Source organism: Microbulbifer sp. CNSA002, assembly GCF_047324085.1.
In the GTDB taxonomy this organism is placed as follows: domain Bacteria; phylum Pseudomonadota; class Gammaproteobacteria; order Pseudomonadales; family Cellvibrionaceae; genus Microbulbifer.
Genome location: NZ_CP172449.1, coordinates 3,478,605 through 3,493,252 on the forward strand (window position 1 = coordinate 3,478,605; position 14,648 = coordinate 3,493,252).

Sequence of the window (14,648 nt, forward strand, 5' to 3'; positions counted from 1 at the left end):
GTGAAAGCCATTATTATTGAAGATTCCAGACTCGCTCGCAATGAATTGAGAGAGCTGTTAAAGCCTCACAATAATATAAATTTAGTTGCAGAGGCAAAAGATTGTGAGCAGGCAGTTTCTCTGATTCTAAAAGAACAACCAGACTTACTTTTTTTAGACATTAATCTACCGGACGGGACTGGCTTCGATATACTAGAACAGCTTGAAGCTGCACCCCAGGTTATTTTCACAACGGCTTATGACGAATACGCCATACAAGCATTCGAAGTCAACGCATTAGACTACCTCCTCAAACCAATCAACCCGGAAAAATTAAAGCGAGCGCTTAACAAAACACTAAGTGATTCTCCTTTACAGGATGATAATCACTTATCGAACTACCTAGACACCAACAACAAGATCTTTATCAAGGACGGAGAGCGCTGCTGGCTAATAGAAATCGGAAATATCCGTTATTTTGAAAACTGTGGAAATCATGCCCAAGTATTCTTTGATAACAACAAGCCGTTTATTTATAAATCATTATCTAAAATTGAACAGCGTTTAAATCCTGAGGTTTTCTTTCGCGCCAACCGCCAGCAAATCATAAACTTGAATTTTATTCAGGATATTCAACCATGGGTCAATAGTGGGCTACTAATAACAATGACCGATGGAAAAGAAATAGAGGCTGCAAGACGCCCCGCTACTCGCTTACGGGAGATGCTAAGTTTGTAGGTCGGCCGTATAACCTGCTGCCAGGTACCATGCTGGCAGCAGCATCTCTATTACTCACCTCGTATAAATACTCTGCTGCTAATCTGAAACATCAACTTTAGCGGCGGAATTTTAATCCAGCAAAGTCTAAAGATGGACAGCTTGCCAAACTACCTGAATATCGATTCACCTTATTGAATATGTGTCCATAATAGGAGATGACACAATTCTTTACTCATTTTCAATGTCGTTTACAAGACGTCCTGAAACACACCCTAATTTATGTAGAAAGGAATCTATCAAATGTTCAAACGAGCTTCCTGTTTGGTTTTAACAGCCCTTTTATTCAGTATCACCAATTTGGTGGCGGCACAGCCAAATAATTTAGAAGAGAATAAAAAACTCGCAATGCAAGCTGTAGGGTTGTGGCTAAGCGGAAATAAGATAGATCCTAAGACAATTTTATCTCCTAACTATATAAACAACCTGGATTCTTCGACAACGGATAGCGCAGGCCCACAAAAGCGTAACCTCAAACAATTTGAAGAAGAGGTGGCTAAGTTTCACAAAGCTTTCAAAGACATCAAGGCGGTCAGTACCAAGCAAGTAGCTGAAGGAGATTTAGTCGCAACCCATGTTACAGTCAGCGCTAATCATGTCGGCTCGTTTATGGGGGAAACTCCAACCAAAAAAACAATCACCTGGGATGCCGTGGAATTCTCCAAGATTCAGGACGGCAAAATAGTCGAGACTTGGGTCACTTGGGACAAATATGGATTCCTAAAGCAGCTTGGTGCACTGAAGTAGTCAATTGCGGAGTAATACTATCCTTGACAGCAAGTCAGGATACATTCCCGAATACGGCACTCATGCTGCTCTGACCCCAAATAATCAAGATCGTCGATATTTTGATCGGTGTCTTTTATGAGTTTAGAAACTCCATCTCGAGAACTTGGCCCACAGGAGGCCTTATTTATAGAGATGACAAGACTCTCTTATGGTGGCTTACAATTTGTCTCCTTCATTAGAGTCTGTAAATCGTTAAGTGTTGACACTTTACGTACAGGATTAGAGTATCTACACAAACGCCACCCTCTTCTACGCGCTCGTATCCAAAGAGGGGAAAAACTTCGCTGGATTTGCGACGTTGACTTCAATGATATTCCATTAAATATATGCCAAGTTGATGATACTCTCAATTTAGAGGATGAGTTTAGAGATCACGGCATAAACTGCCTGGACAGTGAAAAATATGTATACAGTATAAAGCTCTACCTCAATAAAGAAGGTCTCGTAGAGTGGATTTCCGTCATCAATATACATGCGGCATTTGATGGCAGATCAGTAATGACTATATTTTCAGACTTAGACAAATTCCTGCAATCTAACGAAACACTTGAACAGGCCAAGTCACTACCTCTACAAGAGAGTATTGCGAGCCAGCTAGAGTCAGCTGGATACTTTGGAGAAAAGGGAGTTGAACATAAGAACACTGACGATTTCATCTGGCCGGTAGAAAAGCAAGCCGCTCCCAGTGAGCGCAAGTCCTGTGCAATTTCATATCTTATGTCGCCAGAAAGAACTAAAAAACTCGCTAATTGGGGCAAGAGTAACGGCATAAAAATTACTGCAATCTACTGTGCCATTGCATCTATTGCTGCACGAGCAGTACCTATTGACAAAAAATTAACAGAAGTAATTTTATCGATGGATGCCAGAGGGCTATGCTCCCCGAACATTCCCATAGGGCATATTGGAGCCTTTTCCGAAACCGCTAGCTTGAAGCTCCCCCCAAATATAGAATCTGCCAATGTTATTGATGTTGCCAAAATGCTACAAAAGCAAATCTTTTCGGTACTGCTCAAGCAGAGGCCTATGACAAAAAATCTCAGCTCAGACTATACGATGAGCGATATAACTCATATGGCTTCAGAGATAACAGCCCAACAAAAGTCCTTTCCAGCAGGGATTATTGTATCCAACGCAGGCAGCATACCTCTTTTAGCCGATGAAATGGAGTATTTTGAAATTCAGATGCCGATGATCACTCTAACTAACGGTATTAACCCATTAATGGCTGCTACCTTTACCACTTACCGTAATTCGGTCTTTGTTTTTGGGTATTGTGAACCATTGATTAGCAGACATAGTATTGATTTATTTGTTAATGAATATATGCGTATATTAAATGGCCTTATTTCGGAATAGCATTCCATGCAAGCAAACACTTTAAGCAAACAACCCTAAAATGGAAACCCTGAAAGCAGCCATTAAAAAATTAACTCTTATACAAATAAGCACCTCACAAACCCGCTAAAAATCAACTTGCTCTTTGAAGTGCCAAGCAATTATTTATATTAGCAAAGCTACTTAATCTGGAACATATTGCTCATCCCATAAGCTGAATAAATTTCTTGCATCGTCTCTTCTGTGGCCTTGTTAATTTTCCCAATGGTGGAATTTAATCCTGTACCATCAACAGTTGTTCCAAATGAATGCTTACCAGGCTGAACAATCAGAGGCTGAATGCCAAATTGAGCCAGCTCCACGCGGTAGTTTTCTCCGATTCCCTCTATTGCGTGCTTGGTAGTATTATATGAGCCAAGAAAAGGTAATACGAATTCCCCCAAAATACTTGATATCTGGACAATAGCTCCACTACCACGCTGTTTCATTTGCTGCGAGACCGCATGAATTAATTGTTACAATCCAAACACATTATTTTCAAAAACCAAGATACATAATCTAGCTGCATTACTTCCGCTAGATATCATTGCATATGCTATATCAATAGAAAGGCGGAGCTTACCAGCGTCGGATTTCGAGACAAGTCACCACCACTTAGAACAATTACACTTTCTACTTAAGCTCCGCGTAAACTCCTTACTATATTGCTTATAGATTTTGTTTTATTACCATTCAGTCTTTGAAGATATAAAATAATAGTTAATATACCCTTGGGAGTTTGTCTTTAAAAAGGCAAAACCCATAAGGAATAGATGGTTTTGGGTACAACATGGCAAGTAAGTTCAACGCCTCTTTCAAAAAGACTATTATTGCACTTGTGTATATTGCTGTTGGTTATGCTTTTTTCGCCTACGTTTATAACAATTTTTTTACGCAAACAACCACATTCCCCCGAGAGTCGGTCACGTATGATCTTACTCACAATACCGATTATCTCCAGCAAAAAGACACGATTAATATCCTCGTCGTAGCAGGCGGAGGAGTCAGAGGCTTAATTCCTCTACATGTACTGCAGTATATTGAAGACAAATTAGGGAAGCCCCTTGATCACGTGTTCGACGTTTTTTCAGGGGTTTCCACTGGAGCCATTATCGCAACAGGCCTCAATATTCCTGATGAAGCTATTCCCAGCAGAAACGGGCAAAAGCTATCCCATCTCGACTATCTGGTTGATATCTATGAGAACGAAGTAAATTACCTTTTCTCTCCCCCTTGGTATCACAAGTTCCTAACCGCAGGCGGTCTGTTTTCACCCTCTTACTTTGGCAGCCGATTACATGAGGTAATGGAAAAACATTATACTAAAGACCTTAATTTTACTGAACTTGAGAACTACGTAATCATTCCTTCTTTAAACTTAAAGGATGGAGAGATACATCTTTTCAAGAACAAAGGTGAGACGGTTAATTATCTCCCCACCGATCGGCTTTATCAATTAATGACAGCCGCAGTAAGTGCTGAAACTGCTTTTCCGCCTGTCGTATTCAATTATTTGGAAGATGAAGGTATCCAGTATTGCGAGCCTGAATCTGCAGAATCGGAAAACGAATCCCAATGTGTGTTTGCAGATGCAGCTATAGCTATGAACAACCCGGCCAGTATGATTCTTCGAGATGTTATCAACGAATTTCCCGATAAAAATTATTACATCCTGGTATTAGGTGCTGGAAGCCCTCGACTCCTTAGTTCAACAACAAACTACGACACGCTAAAAAACTGGGGACAAATAAACTGGTTTCGAGATGCATTAACAAATATGCAGCGCTCAATGGATACACACCAGCTCCATACACTGGAAATTGCAAAGTCTTTATCTGAAGAAGGGAGGATAGAATACGACTATCTAAATATCGAAATTCGAGAGCCTTTTATCGGCATATTTGAGCATAAGAAGCTCCCAAAGTTAAAGGACTATTCGGACCAACTAATCAAAGACAATCAGGCCCAAATCGATCTAATTGTCGATCATTTAAAAAGTGAAAGCATTAAAAAATAAAGCGAAAAATCTTGACAGAAAATTCCTAAATCAGCAACCACCCGCATAGCGGGTGGTATGGTGAAAGCCCCCAGAGGGGGCTTGTTACAATCCCGCCAATTGCATCTGCTCTTGCCGGCGTTCTTCAACCTCTTGATTCTTGATGTACTCTCGAATCATCTGCTCATCAAGCCCTACTGTACTCACGCAGTAGCCCCGAGCCCAAAAACGTCTTCCTGTGAAATTTCTCTGTACATGCTTGTACTTCCGAAATATCCGGATCGCAGATTTCCCTTTCAGAAACCCAACCGTATTGGAAACACTTAACCTGGGAGGAATCATTAACAACATATGAATGTGATCCCTCATTGCGTACCCCTCGACCAACTCAATGCCTTTTTGACGACACAAGTCTCGGAATATTGCTCCAATCTCACGTCTCAATGCCCCAACTAACGCTTTCTTTCGATACTTGGGCACAAATACCACATGGTACCTGCAATAATGTTTCACGTGAGCTTGGCACTGCCAATCTCGCATATGGCCTCCTTAAAGAACTTGCCGGTTCATGGAGGCCATATTTTTACTCTGCACGCCGGAACGGCAGAGCCTTGTCAAGTCTCACCGCCAGAGGCGGTGGTTTACCCATGTATTAATTACATTTATCCATGTCTCTGCCGCATCTGTTTGGGAGTCGAAGCCTCTCGATAACTCATTGTTATTCCATCCATTAATTAAATCTATATTAAAGGCTAATCGTTTTCCCTTAGAAAGCTCCGAGTAATTTGTTGTTGTTGAAATGCTTGGATCATTGTGACTTTCAGCACTCTGCCCAAAACCATTAAAAATCTGGCTCAACTCCCCTCAAGCTTGACTTAACATCAATAATTTTTCCACCCCTAAACCTACAACCTGTATACTTATCAGTTACGCCAAGATCTATCACTTGAATTAATAAAATCTCACCCTTTTCGAAAACCTCTACACTCGGGTATTTGTATGAAGAAATGTCAATTTTCTTAAAACACTTGAAAAGTGAAGATGCATATTCCCCTGAAACAGAAAATTTAGGAAAATCAATTAAACTCTCCATGTTATCAGCCAGAGAAAAGGCTGGCATGAGGAGGAATATAAAAACTGAAATTAATTTCATAAAGCATTATCCACAAGGCTGCATATTGTATAGATTAAATCCACCGCTCACTCGACATATCGACCCATAACTCCCCCCTGAAACCCTAAAAATATGTTTTGACTTAGATTCAATCATATACATAATATGGTGTTTTGAATTTCCTACGTCCGGATCCGAAAAACCAAAAAATGATCCCTTCCTTTGAGGGTGCGTATGATAGTGAGCCCCTCTTATTGCTTCTTCAGGTATTCGATCTAACATAAATGGGTTTCGACGAAGATGTATTAGCCCTCTCCCGCCAACTATAGGTTTTGTATATCCCCACCCATCTTTATCCTTAAAAATTGCTCCTCCAAGCTCAATATGAAGCTCGTGGGAAATATCTGCAATCGCACTTAAGATTGCAACAGCAGCTTTCTTTCTAGTTTTAAACCTAGCGGCCTTACTCAATACTTTCTCGTCGTATAAATTATTTATTCGAGTAGATGCTTCAAATCTATCTTTTTGTATAAGTGAAAACTCTTCATCAGTTAATTCCCCCTGTATTGCGGGGTAAACATTATTTTCTTTACTCTGCCCACTTACACCACCAGCAGAAGATACACCTGTATTCCCCCGACTAGCCAACCCCATCAAATCCGAGGTCACGCTCGCAGCTGCCGCACTTGATGCGCCTCCCAGAGCAGTCGAGCCCATCTGAACCGTATAACCATTTGAAGTCTGTGTAACTTTCGCTGTTCGGGTCAGCCGGCTGCCGGTCTGTTGATACTCAACCTCTACCGCTTGCGCCTCAATGCTTTCCTCTTCGTCAACCTCATCAGCCATCTCATAACCCGAAGGATCGGTCCCTGCCAGCGGGTTATTCATAATATAACTGCCGGGATTCAAGCTCTGGCTATTGCCAGGACTCTGGATCACCGGATCAACACTCAAGAAACGTCCTAGGTTATAATCATAGGCCCGTCCATTCATATGGATCAACTCCACATCGTCCAGATGCTCGTGATCCGTAAAGCCCCGGGTGAAGCTACCCCGGGAGTACAGTATGGGCACCACAATCTTTTGGTTGCTCACCATGGAATTTGTCAAACACCTAACCACCCTGCGTAAAGAGCGCGGTCTGACTCAGCAAGCCCTGGCCAACGCCATCGACTTGCACGTCAATCAGATTAAACGGTACGAGGCAGGGACAGCCCAGCCTACCCTGGACACCTTGGTCAGGCTCGCCAAGGAACTGCACACCACCCTTGATGACCTAGTGTTTGGTGAGGATCACCGCAGCCCGAGCGACGACCTGCGCTTGCAGTTCGAGGCGCTGAGCCAGTTTGATGAAGAGGAACGGAAGATCGCCAAGGCATTATTGGAAAGCTTGATTCTCAAGCACAATGCCCGGCGTGCCTTTGCGGATGATTTGAAGCCGACCGGAAGGCAATAAAAACAAAAGCCCAGCGCTTAGCTGGGCTTTGAGGCAATTCAGAACAATTGGGGCTGTCCCCATCGATTCATTTTAGGGCATTAATCATTTCCTCATATACATACCCAGCACTGTTATTCTCTAAATAAAAAATGAAGGCTTGAATAAAGCTATCGAGATACCTATCTAACTTACCGATATCGACCTCAAGCTCTTTCCACTCAAGGTCCATCCCAGCCTTACTAAACACATCAGACAAATAACTTGATTTACCGATAAAACACCGCTCTGGCTGGCACCGTCTATCATTTATAGTTATCAACAATGTTCCCGTTCTTTCCAACTCCCTAGACACTAAGCAAAATAACAAGTCATCCGTTATCACTATTATTTTTTTGCTAACACCGGAAGAAGTAAAATCTTGAAAAACTGAAAACTGCTCTGTGATACCTTCAGATTTAAAAACCCAAAAAAGGTTAGCAAATTTTTCATGCAGCAAGCTGCCAATCTCAGGAACATAGCTACTCATTTGAATTTTACTCTATACGTTGGATATTCTCTTATTGCAATCGCTTCCCTTTCTGCCAGATACCAAGGGCTAGTAGGAATACCCCCTCTCGCTGGGTGCGCACCAATATCATGAATTTCTAGGCCTGCATTCATAACCCCATATATCCACCCTTTGTTAAAGGTTACAGATATTCTTTCTTTAAATGCATCATCAAAACCCTGCATATAGGCCGACTCATATTTATATCTTTCCGATATTGAAAAGGAGATGCTATTTACAGCTCGAGCATAAGGTATAACCCTATCCTCTTGACCCTCGCCAATAACTGCCACTGGATTTTTATTCCTGAGATTTTTCGCTTGAGTTTCGGCGCGGGACATACTGGCACTATAGGCATCACTAAGGATATGATCCTCCTCAGTTAGCTCTCCATTTCCCATCTGGGTTGGAAATATCGCTGCTACTACTCCAGCGCCAACAGGAGTTCCAAAAAGCGCTTGGCCAATGCGCCCTAAAATTCCCCTAGCTGCTGCACCCGCTGCACTATCAGTCGCAGTTAGTGCCAAACCAGCAGAAGCAACCCCACCAATACTTGCTTGATTGGTTGCTCCTTTACCACTCTGCCCAAATTTAATTCAGTGAGGAGCATTTAGAACCATCGTATCTTTCAAATGCACCAAAACTTCTTTCTAAATCCTTATCAATCGTCAAACCAACAGGGATACAAATAACCTTTTGTGGCACTCCCCAATAAAGCACTTTCCAAGAGTTATCATCTAACTGCTGAACAGCAACAAAAATTTCTTTTTGTCCAGTAACACTTTCTAAATGACTTGCTGAAAGCTTAACTGTAACCTCGTCAGCAATTTTTGCCTTGCCCTTTACAAGGGCTACAGATTCAAGCACCACATTATACTGATTAGAAATTAGAATCGAAGATTCTCTTAACTCTCCAGAATCCTCTGATAACAGCGAAGCTGACTTTGGCACTCCCGTAATTACAAATACTTCGGGAGTGCTCTCAGCTGACAAGCAAAAAGCCGAATCGAACAACAGCAGAAAACTGACCAACAACGTAAATCTATTTCCATATTTCACTATTTGGCCCCTCTCAAGGTTCTCCAGCGCCCAGGCTCCTCTGTATCAACTCGCCGATATTTATACTTTTGAGATATTCGCCCAACTTCCCAAATTTTACTCCCTCTCGCTCCAATTACGAAGCTAGGTTTAGCATAGGCTTTAACAGAGCTGTGATCACCAGGCCCTGGTTTTTGCTCCAAGCCTAGGTAATGTACATGTGCGATCGCTGAAGCACCAGCTGTTCGGATTACCCCTCCTTGAGCCGGTAAGATACCAATATCCGTAACAACGACTTGTCCTTTAGAGTTTTGTGTCATCATCAGGAACTTTTCTCCTGTCACATTAATATTTGCTAATGCTGTTGCCTTAGAAACATTTCGAAGGAATTCAATATAAGCATCAGGGGATACAACGTCATCAACACTAGATGCTTGACGAGCATTAACTCTTGCTGCGGCCTTTTTAACTTCAGAATTGTTTTTAAACCCCTTATCCATAACGGGAGCAGTTTCCCAAATACCATCTTCCACAGCCTGCAGATACTCTTCTTGAGTATGATTCAAACCATAAGTATTTTTTCGGGCTCGTTACTCTGCCCACTTACACCACCAGCAGAAGATACACCTGTATTCCCCCGACTAGCCAACCCCATCAAATCCGAGGTCACGCTCGCAGCTGCCGCACTTGATGCGCCTCCCAGAGCAGTCGAGCCCATCTGAACCGTATAACCATTTGAAGTCTGTGTAACTTTCGCTGTTCGGGTCAGCCGGCTGCCGGTCTGTTGATACTCAACCTCTACCGCTTGCGCCTCAATGCTTTCCTCTTCATCAACCTCATCAGCCATCTCATAACCCGAAGGATCGGTCCCTGCCAGCGGGTTATTCATAATATAACTGTAGGGATTCAAGCTCTGGCTATTGCCAGGACTCTGGATCACCGGATCAACACTCAAGAAACGTCCAAGGTTATAATCATAGGCCCGTCCATTCATATGGATCAACTCCACATCGTCCAGATGCTCGTGATCCGTAAAGCCCCGGGTGAAGCTACCCCGGGAGTACAGTATGGGCACCACAATCTTTTGGTTGCTCACCATGGAATTTGTCAAACGCCTAACCACCCTGCGTAAAGAGCGCGGTCTGACTCAGCAAGCCCTGGCCAACGCCATCGACTTGCACGTCAATCAGATTAAACGGTACGAGGCAGGGACAGCCCAGCCTACCCTGGACACCTTGGTCAGGCTCGCCAAGGAACTGCACACCACCCTTGATGACCTAGTGTTTGGTGAGGATCACCGCAGCCCGAGCGACGACCTGCGCTTACAGTTCGAGGCGCTGAGCCAGTTTGATGAAGAGGAACGGAAGATCGCCAAGGCATTATTGGAAAGCTTGATTCTCAAGCACAATGCCCGGCGCGCCTTTGCGGATGATTTGAAGCCGACGGGAAGGCAGTAAAGAAGCTGGACCCCACCACCAAGCGACAGGTCATTCAGGTGATCGATACGTTTATCGAGAATGCCAAGCTGAAGAAACAGGCTTGATAGTCCATAACGATAAAGCCCCGACAGATTACTCTGCCGGGGCTTTATATGACCTAAGGTTCAAGGCTAAGCATTCCCCTCACCTCGCTATCATCGACTAGTTCTATAACTCACGCTCATCAGGATATATTTCTTGTCGTCTGTTACAGATACAAACGCTGTACCTCCCTGCAAGTCAAATACTATCCCATCGCCAAAAACTTGAGCATAGCTCCCCTTCGTCGGACTCATAATTGACGAAGATAATATTTCTTCCACATATACCTTTGACCAAGACTGTGAAAGATTTGAACCACAATTAGTTTCATCTCTCAATCCAGTAAGATAGGAGTCAAGCTGCTCTCTAAACGTTTTTGTTTTAATAAACCCTCTAAATTTAACCCCATCCTTTTCAGATATGTTAGATATTTCACTCGCAATAAGATCAAAATGGGAATTATCAAGGGGAGCAATCAGAATTTCTGTCGTGCTTTCTGAAAAATAAAGCTTCACCTTGTCGAATTTGGATTTTGCTAAGTCATCAACTGAGATCAATTGATTATCAAGTACCGGAACCAAAGAGGAGCGATATTTAACAGTCTTTAGGTTAGAGTAACGGCCAAATGAACCTTCAGGCTTAAGCCAATCGCCACCACCAATTGATTCAGAACTGAGCTCTGACAAAACCTTACACATCCTATTCAACTTGGCATCATCAGATGACCAACTCAGAGAGCACAGAGAAATCAAAGCTAGAACAAGAGCGCCTAAATATCTCTTTTTCATAACTTAGTTACTCCTGTCTCAACAACATCATAAACAGCTTCATAGACCTTTATTTTCCCCTCTGAAGTGTTTGTCCTATCATAAACAATATCTCGCATCTGCTGTTAAAGCTGTTTTCCAGGGTCAAACTTCCCTCCACCAGGGAAATATTTCCACTGTAAATCACCATATTGTTTTGCAACAGTTTTAAGATGTTTCGTTGCCCAAGAAGACCTTAACCCTCTCATTGCCTCTTGGGTCATTGCTCCCAGCTCCAAATTGTTAGATGGGTTATTTTCTAATAAGAAGCGGTAAGAGTCTATATTCTTCCTGTCTATGTACCCTATCGAAACAAGCACCGCAAGGAGAGGGGCATTATCTTTATGATCCTCATTTTTACGAATCCACTTACTTAGAAGCTTTGCGTCTCGAGCAAAATCATCATCTAGTTCGTTAGCCAAATTTGCCAAGCCTGCGACCTCACCAACACCAATCGAAAAGTTGGCTTTTTGAAAACCAGACTGATCTAGTGATGCATCACCACTCTGCCCAATCCATGAACACCTTAAACTATTGCTCTTCAGGTTCTCTTTCAATCTACGAAGTTTTTGATCGACTCTATAATTTCATAACATCTAATCCCTTCAAGCTTATAAGCTTTATCTGTACAGACAACCTCGGAAATTAAATTCTGCTCAATAGACAAAAGCCAACCAGGTGAATCAACATAAATTACATTTTTATCTTTATGAATTATCGAACTAGATTTTTTCAACCATAACCCATCTAATTGCTTCTCGAGCTTCACCAAGTAAATGGAAGGCCTCAATAAAATTTCCTTATGAGAAACGCAAAATTCATCCAAAAATGCATTAATCTTCACATTTTTAAGCTGCTCTCCGCCAGCTATCACTGTAGAAAAATACACCTCTTGCCCACACAGTAATGGTGACAGTGCTTCGTTAACCCAACTAGGAATAGAGCGATCCCCCTCAAATCTAAACTGTGAAATAGAATTCACCTTAATCAGCAACCACCCGCATAGCGGGTGGTATGGTGAAAGCCCCCAGAGGGGGCTTGTTACAATCCCGCCAATTGCATCTGCTCTTGCCGGCGTTCTTCAACCTCTTGATTCTTGATGTACTCTCGAATCATCTGCTCATCAAGCCCTACTGTACTCACGCAGTAGCCCCGAGCCCAAAAACGTCTTCCTGTGAAATTTCTCTGTACATGCTTGTACTTCCGAAATATCCGGATCGCAGATTTCCCTTTCAGAAACCCAACCGTATTGGAAACACTTAACCTGGGAGGAATCATTAACAACATATGAATGTGATCCCTCATTGCGTACCCCTCGACCAACTCAATGCCTTTTTGACGACACAAGTCTCGGAATATTGCTCCAATCTCACGTCTCAATGCCCCAACTAACGCTTTCTTTCGATACTTGGGCACAAATACCACATGGTACCTGCAATAATGTTTCACGTGAGCTTGGCACTGCCAATCTCGCATATGGCCTCCTTAAAGAACTTGCCGGTTCATGGACGCCATATTTTTACTCTGCACGCCGGAACGGCAGAGCCTTGTCAAGTCTCACCGCCAGAGGCGGTGGTTTACCCATGTATTAATTAATAATATTCGATCATCTGGAGATCTGGCACGCATTTCCTGCGAAAAAAACTAACTGAGACTAAGGATAAAAATGATATTAAATAAAAAATTTTCATTCTCTGCCTCGCCCTACTGATCTCTGCGCCTAACCCAAAGTTCAATATTACCTGCTTCATCACCAGTAAGTGTTCTCACAGTTATTCTCCCAGATCTTGCTTCCAATACTTTTATAATACCCGACGGGGTCCGTAAATAATTTGGCTTTTGATTGCTAATAATGTTGTGGTGATCTCCCGGACCGAGATTTTCATTCAACCTATTTTGAGTTCTATATGAACGACCTATATCTCTTCGTGAATATAAGGGATGGGTATGAGCAATTGCTATCATCGGGTCTGAGCTAGAGACATTTCCGTCGACCTGATCACCATCAGAGCTGAGCACTGTTGATATATATGGCTCTCCATCTGAATCTAGTCTATAAACCAGTAATTCCTCACCACTCCGATACGGCAAGCTGCGTAAATCATTTATAGCTTTTAAGTCAGCAATCCCATCAGAAACTACATCTTCACCAAAATATGCAACATGGTGGCCGTCTATTTCTGTCCAACCGTACCCACTCTTTTGTTTCGCCAGTGGAGTTCTTGAATTTTTCGCTCCGACAGACAAACTATCGCCACTCTGGCCAGAAGAGTTGTTCCGACGCGAACCCGTCGCTATCTCCGCTACAACCCCAATGCAATCAAAGAGTTAAAGAGCACTCGCACCAAGGCGAACACCAGATTATCAGGTCACAACCCCCAAGGCACTTCTTCGCTTGATTATCCGCGAGCTGCTGGAAGGCAGATTGTGAAGTATGAGGCCCGGCGCTAGACACGTACCGGATAATAATAAAAGCCCCGGCAGATTGCTCTACCGGGGCTTTCTTTCGGTTCAGTAAGATTACTATTTGAAGAAAGCCCAAGTCTTTCCTTTTTTCCGGTATATCTCTGTGCACCGGATATCCCGAGTGTGTTTCATATCTCCCTATCTGCGTGTATCTTGAATAGCACTCACAGAATTAATATACAAAACCGAGTTATATACATAGATATACCAATGAGTATATCTCGTTAGATAAAGCTGTTCACCACAAGAGACACTATCGGCAACTCCCTCAATAACTTCAAATTTTCCACTATTTATTAACTGCCGACTTATCGTCTCTGGCATCCCATCCGCAACTATCTCTAACTGCGGTCCACTGACAACCAAGTATTTTAGCTCACCTTTATCTATTGCATTATTCGCTTCTACAACAGGGTCTTTCAAAAGATATTTACGCAGTATCTCAGCTTCTTTACACGAAGAATTTTTGTCGTACGTCTTTGATTGAGACAAACTATACAACCTATCCATATCCTCATTTAAGTGAGAAATAAACTCTTTTTTATCAAATTGATTTACCACTTCGTCACTCTGAGCAAAAACAGAACTTAAGACCAAGATTACACTAAAAAAAATTTTATTAATCATTGTTTATTGCTTATATGCATTAGCTAGTCGCGATAAGTCACTTGCTTTAACGTGGCGACCTTCGCTGTAACTCATTATGGAATTTGTGGGGTTCGGCTGATGTCTGAACCCTAGGTAGTGCCCAAATTCATGTGCTGGGGTTGTCGGGTAGCGCCAAAACTTATCCTTTGAGTA

Annotated in this window: 21 protein-coding genes; 6 read left to right on the plus strand and 15 right to left on the minus strand. The window is 42.6% G+C overall.

The features are described from left to right. The 3 genes from ACG1BZ_RS15390 to ACG1BZ_RS15400 all read left to right on the plus strand — a co-directional run bounded on the left by ACG1BZ_RS15390 (position 1) and on the right by ACG1BZ_RS15400 (position 2,904). The gene (locus ACG1BZ_RS15390; RefSeq protein WP_413662587.1) at positions 1–717 is read left to right on the plus strand and encodes a LytR/AlgR family response regulator transcription factor; all 717 of its coding nucleotides are present in this window, start codon (positions 1–3) and stop codon (positions 715–717) included. 282 nt (positions 718–999) lie between these two features. Continuing rightward, a complete protein-coding gene (locus ACG1BZ_RS15395) occupies positions 1,000–1,503 on the plus strand; it encodes an ester cyclase (RefSeq protein WP_413662588.1) in 504 nt (167 codons plus the stop codon). Positions 1,504–1,620: 117 nt separating this feature from the next. Then, positions 1,621–2,904 (plus strand): hypothetical protein, encoded by a 1,284-nt coding sequence (locus ACG1BZ_RS15400; RefSeq protein ID WP_413662589.1) that lies wholly within the window; start codon positions 1,621–1,623, stop codon positions 2,902–2,904. Positions 2,905–3,062: 158 nt separating this feature from the next. Here the strand turns inward: ACG1BZ_RS15400 and ACG1BZ_RS15405 are convergent, their stop codons facing one another. Then, positions 3,063–3,371, minus strand: a complete 309-nt coding sequence (locus ACG1BZ_RS15405) for an SDR family NAD(P)-dependent oxidoreductase (RefSeq protein ID WP_413662590.1) — start codon at positions 3,369–3,371, stop codon at positions 3,063–3,065. A 341-nt stretch (positions 3,372–3,712) separates the two neighbouring features. Here ACG1BZ_RS15405 and ACG1BZ_RS15410 point away from each other — a divergent pair, with 341 nt between their 5' ends. Beyond that, positions 3,713–4,939: a patatin-like phospholipase family protein gene (locus ACG1BZ_RS15410; RefSeq protein ID WP_413662591.1), complete on the plus strand. Its 1,227-nt coding sequence runs from the start codon at positions 3,713–3,715 to the stop codon at positions 4,937–4,939. 84 nt (positions 4,940–5,023) lie between these two features. Here the strand turns inward: ACG1BZ_RS15410 and tnpA (ACG1BZ_RS15415) are convergent, their stop codons facing one another. From tnpA (ACG1BZ_RS15415) to ACG1BZ_RS15425, 3 genes are all read right to left on the minus strand, one after another. Next, the gene (tnpA, locus tag ACG1BZ_RS15415; RefSeq protein WP_413662175.1) at positions 5,024–5,458 is read right to left on the minus strand and encodes an IS200/IS605 family transposase; all 435 of its coding nucleotides are present in this window, start codon (positions 5,456–5,458) and stop codon (positions 5,024–5,026) included. A 301-nt stretch (positions 5,459–5,759) separates the two neighbouring features. Further along, the gene (locus ACG1BZ_RS15420) at positions 5,760–6,071 is read right to left on the minus strand and encodes a hypothetical protein (RefSeq protein WP_413662592.1); all 312 of its coding nucleotides are present in this window, start codon (positions 6,069–6,071) and stop codon (positions 5,760–5,762) included. 6 nt (positions 6,072–6,077) lie between these two features. After that, positions 6,078–7,025: an RHS repeat-associated core domain-containing protein gene (locus tag ACG1BZ_RS15425; RefSeq protein WP_413662593.1), complete on the minus strand. Its 948-nt coding sequence runs from the start codon at positions 7,023–7,025 to the stop codon at positions 6,078–6,080. 73 nt (positions 7,026–7,098) lie between these two features. Here ACG1BZ_RS15425 and ACG1BZ_RS15430 point away from each other — a divergent pair, with 73 nt between their 5' ends. After that, the gene (locus tag ACG1BZ_RS15430) at positions 7,099–7,488 is read left to right on the plus strand and encodes a helix-turn-helix domain-containing protein (protein ID WP_413662594.1); all 390 of its coding nucleotides are present in this window, start codon (positions 7,099–7,101) and stop codon (positions 7,486–7,488) included. 67 nt (positions 7,489–7,555) lie between these two features. On the opposite strand, the gene ACG1BZ_RS15435 is transcribed toward ACG1BZ_RS15430, so the two are convergent. The 5 genes from ACG1BZ_RS15435 to ACG1BZ_RS15455 all read right to left on the minus strand — a co-directional run bounded on the left by ACG1BZ_RS15435 (position 7,556) and on the right by ACG1BZ_RS15455 (position 10,130). After that, a complete protein-coding gene (locus tag ACG1BZ_RS15435; RefSeq protein ID WP_413662595.1) occupies positions 7,556–7,996 on the minus strand; it encodes a hypothetical protein in 441 nt (146 codons plus the stop codon). Next, on the minus strand, positions 7,993–8,544 hold the full coding sequence (locus ACG1BZ_RS15440) for a hypothetical protein (RefSeq protein WP_413662596.1): 552 nt from the start codon (positions 8,542–8,544) through the stop codon (positions 7,993–7,995). The genes ACG1BZ_RS15435 and ACG1BZ_RS15440 overlap by 4 nt, the downstream gene beginning before the upstream one ends. Positions 8,545–8,608: 64 nt before the next feature. Next, positions 8,609–9,076, minus strand: a complete 468-nt coding sequence (locus ACG1BZ_RS15445) for a hypothetical protein (RefSeq protein ID WP_413662597.1) — start codon at positions 9,074–9,076, stop codon at positions 8,609–8,611. Further along, positions 9,076–9,588: a hypothetical protein gene (locus ACG1BZ_RS15450; RefSeq protein WP_413662598.1), complete on the minus strand. Its 513-nt coding sequence runs from the start codon at positions 9,586–9,588 to the stop codon at positions 9,076–9,078. The genes ACG1BZ_RS15445 and ACG1BZ_RS15450 overlap by 1 nt, the downstream gene beginning before the upstream one ends. 29 nt (positions 9,589–9,617) lie before the next feature. Continuing rightward, a complete protein-coding gene (locus ACG1BZ_RS15455; RefSeq protein WP_413662599.1) occupies positions 9,618–10,130 on the minus strand; it encodes an RHS repeat-associated core domain-containing protein in 513 nt (170 codons plus the stop codon). On the opposite strand from ACG1BZ_RS15455, the gene ACG1BZ_RS15460 reads away from it, so the two are divergent. Then, on the plus strand, positions 10,123–10,512 hold the full coding sequence (locus tag ACG1BZ_RS15460) for a helix-turn-helix domain-containing protein (protein WP_413662600.1): 390 nt from the start codon (positions 10,123–10,125) through the stop codon (positions 10,510–10,512). The genes ACG1BZ_RS15455 and ACG1BZ_RS15460 overlap by 8 nt on opposite strands. 176 nt (positions 10,513–10,688) lie before the next feature. On the opposite strand, the gene ACG1BZ_RS15465 is transcribed toward ACG1BZ_RS15460, so the two are convergent. The 6 genes from ACG1BZ_RS15465 to ACG1BZ_RS15490 form a co-directional block, all read right to left on the minus strand. Beyond that, positions 10,689–11,363, minus strand: coding sequence for a hypothetical protein (locus ACG1BZ_RS15465; RefSeq protein ID WP_413662601.1), 675 nt, complete (start codon positions 11,361–11,363; stop codon positions 10,689–10,691). A gap of 104 nt (positions 11,364–11,467) precedes the next feature. After that, positions 11,468–11,938, minus strand: coding sequence for a hypothetical protein (locus ACG1BZ_RS15470; protein WP_413662602.1), 471 nt, complete (start codon positions 11,936–11,938; stop codon positions 11,468–11,470). Beyond that, a complete protein-coding gene (locus ACG1BZ_RS15475) occupies positions 11,935–12,363 on the minus strand; it encodes a hypothetical protein (RefSeq protein WP_413662603.1) in 429 nt (142 codons plus the stop codon). Before ACG1BZ_RS15475 ends, ACG1BZ_RS15470 begins: the two co-directional genes overlap by 4 nt. A gap of 59 nt (positions 12,364–12,422) precedes the next feature. Then, a complete protein-coding gene (tnpA, locus tag ACG1BZ_RS15480; RefSeq protein WP_413662175.1) occupies positions 12,423–12,857 on the minus strand; it encodes an IS200/IS605 family transposase in 435 nt (144 codons plus the stop codon). A 228-nt stretch (positions 12,858–13,085) separates the two neighbouring features. Continuing rightward, entirely contained in the window at positions 13,086–13,628 is a 543-nt protein-coding gene (locus ACG1BZ_RS15485) for a hypothetical protein (RefSeq protein ID WP_413662604.1), read from the minus strand. Positions 13,629–13,985: 357 nt separating this feature from the next. Next, a complete protein-coding gene (locus ACG1BZ_RS15490) occupies positions 13,986–14,474 on the minus strand; it encodes a hypothetical protein (protein ID WP_413662605.1) in 489 nt (162 codons plus the stop codon). Positions 14,475–14,648: the final 174 nt, after the last annotated feature.

Excerpts from the sequence above, each read along its gene's own strand:
- ACG1BZ_RS15395 (WP_413662588.1), top strand. The coding sequence starts at position 1,000 with ATGTTCAAACGAGCTTCCTGTTTGGTTTTAACAGCCCTTTTATTCAGT.
- ACG1BZ_RS15400 (WP_413662589.1), top strand. The coding sequence starts at position 1,621 with ATGAGTTTAGAAACTCCATCTCGAGAACTTGGCCCACAGGAGGCCTTA.
- ACG1BZ_RS15405 (WP_413662590.1), bottom strand. The coding sequence starts at position 3,371 with ATGAAACAGCGTGGTAGTGGAGCTATTGTCCAGATATCAAGTATTTTG.
- ACG1BZ_RS15410 (WP_413662591.1), top strand. The coding sequence starts at position 3,713 with ATGGCAAGTAAGTTCAACGCCTCTTTCAAAAAGACTATTATTGCACTT.
- tnpA (WP_413662175.1), bottom strand. The coding sequence starts at position 5,458 with ATGCGAGATTGGCAGTGCCAAGCTCACGTGAAACATTATTGCAGGTAC.
- ACG1BZ_RS15420 (WP_413662592.1), bottom strand. The coding sequence starts at position 6,071 with ATGAAATTAATTTCAGTTTTTATATTCCTCCTCATGCCAGCCTTTTCT.
- ACG1BZ_RS15425 (WP_413662593.1), bottom strand. The coding sequence starts at position 7,025 with ATGAATGGACGGGCCTATGATTATAACCTAGGACGTTTCTTGAGTGTT.
- ACG1BZ_RS15430 (WP_413662594.1), top strand. The coding sequence starts at position 7,099 with ATGGGCACCACAATCTTTTGGTTGCTCACCATGGAATTTGTCAAACAC.
- ACG1BZ_RS15435 (WP_413662595.1), bottom strand. The coding sequence starts at position 7,996 with ATGAGTAGCTATGTTCCTGAGATTGGCAGCTTGCTGCATGAAAAATTT.
- ACG1BZ_RS15460 (WP_413662600.1), top strand. The coding sequence starts at position 10,123 with ATGGGCACCACAATCTTTTGGTTGCTCACCATGGAATTTGTCAAACGC.
- ACG1BZ_RS15465 (WP_413662601.1), bottom strand. The coding sequence starts at position 11,363 with ATGAAAAAGAGATATTTAGGCGCTCTTGTTCTAGCTTTGATTTCTCTG.
- tnpA (WP_413662175.1), bottom strand. The coding sequence starts at position 12,857 with ATGCGAGATTGGCAGTGCCAAGCTCACGTGAAACATTATTGCAGGTAC.
- ACG1BZ_RS15490 (WP_413662605.1), bottom strand. The coding sequence starts at position 14,474 with ATGATTAATAAAATTTTTTTTAGTGTAATCTTGGTCTTAAGTTCTGTT.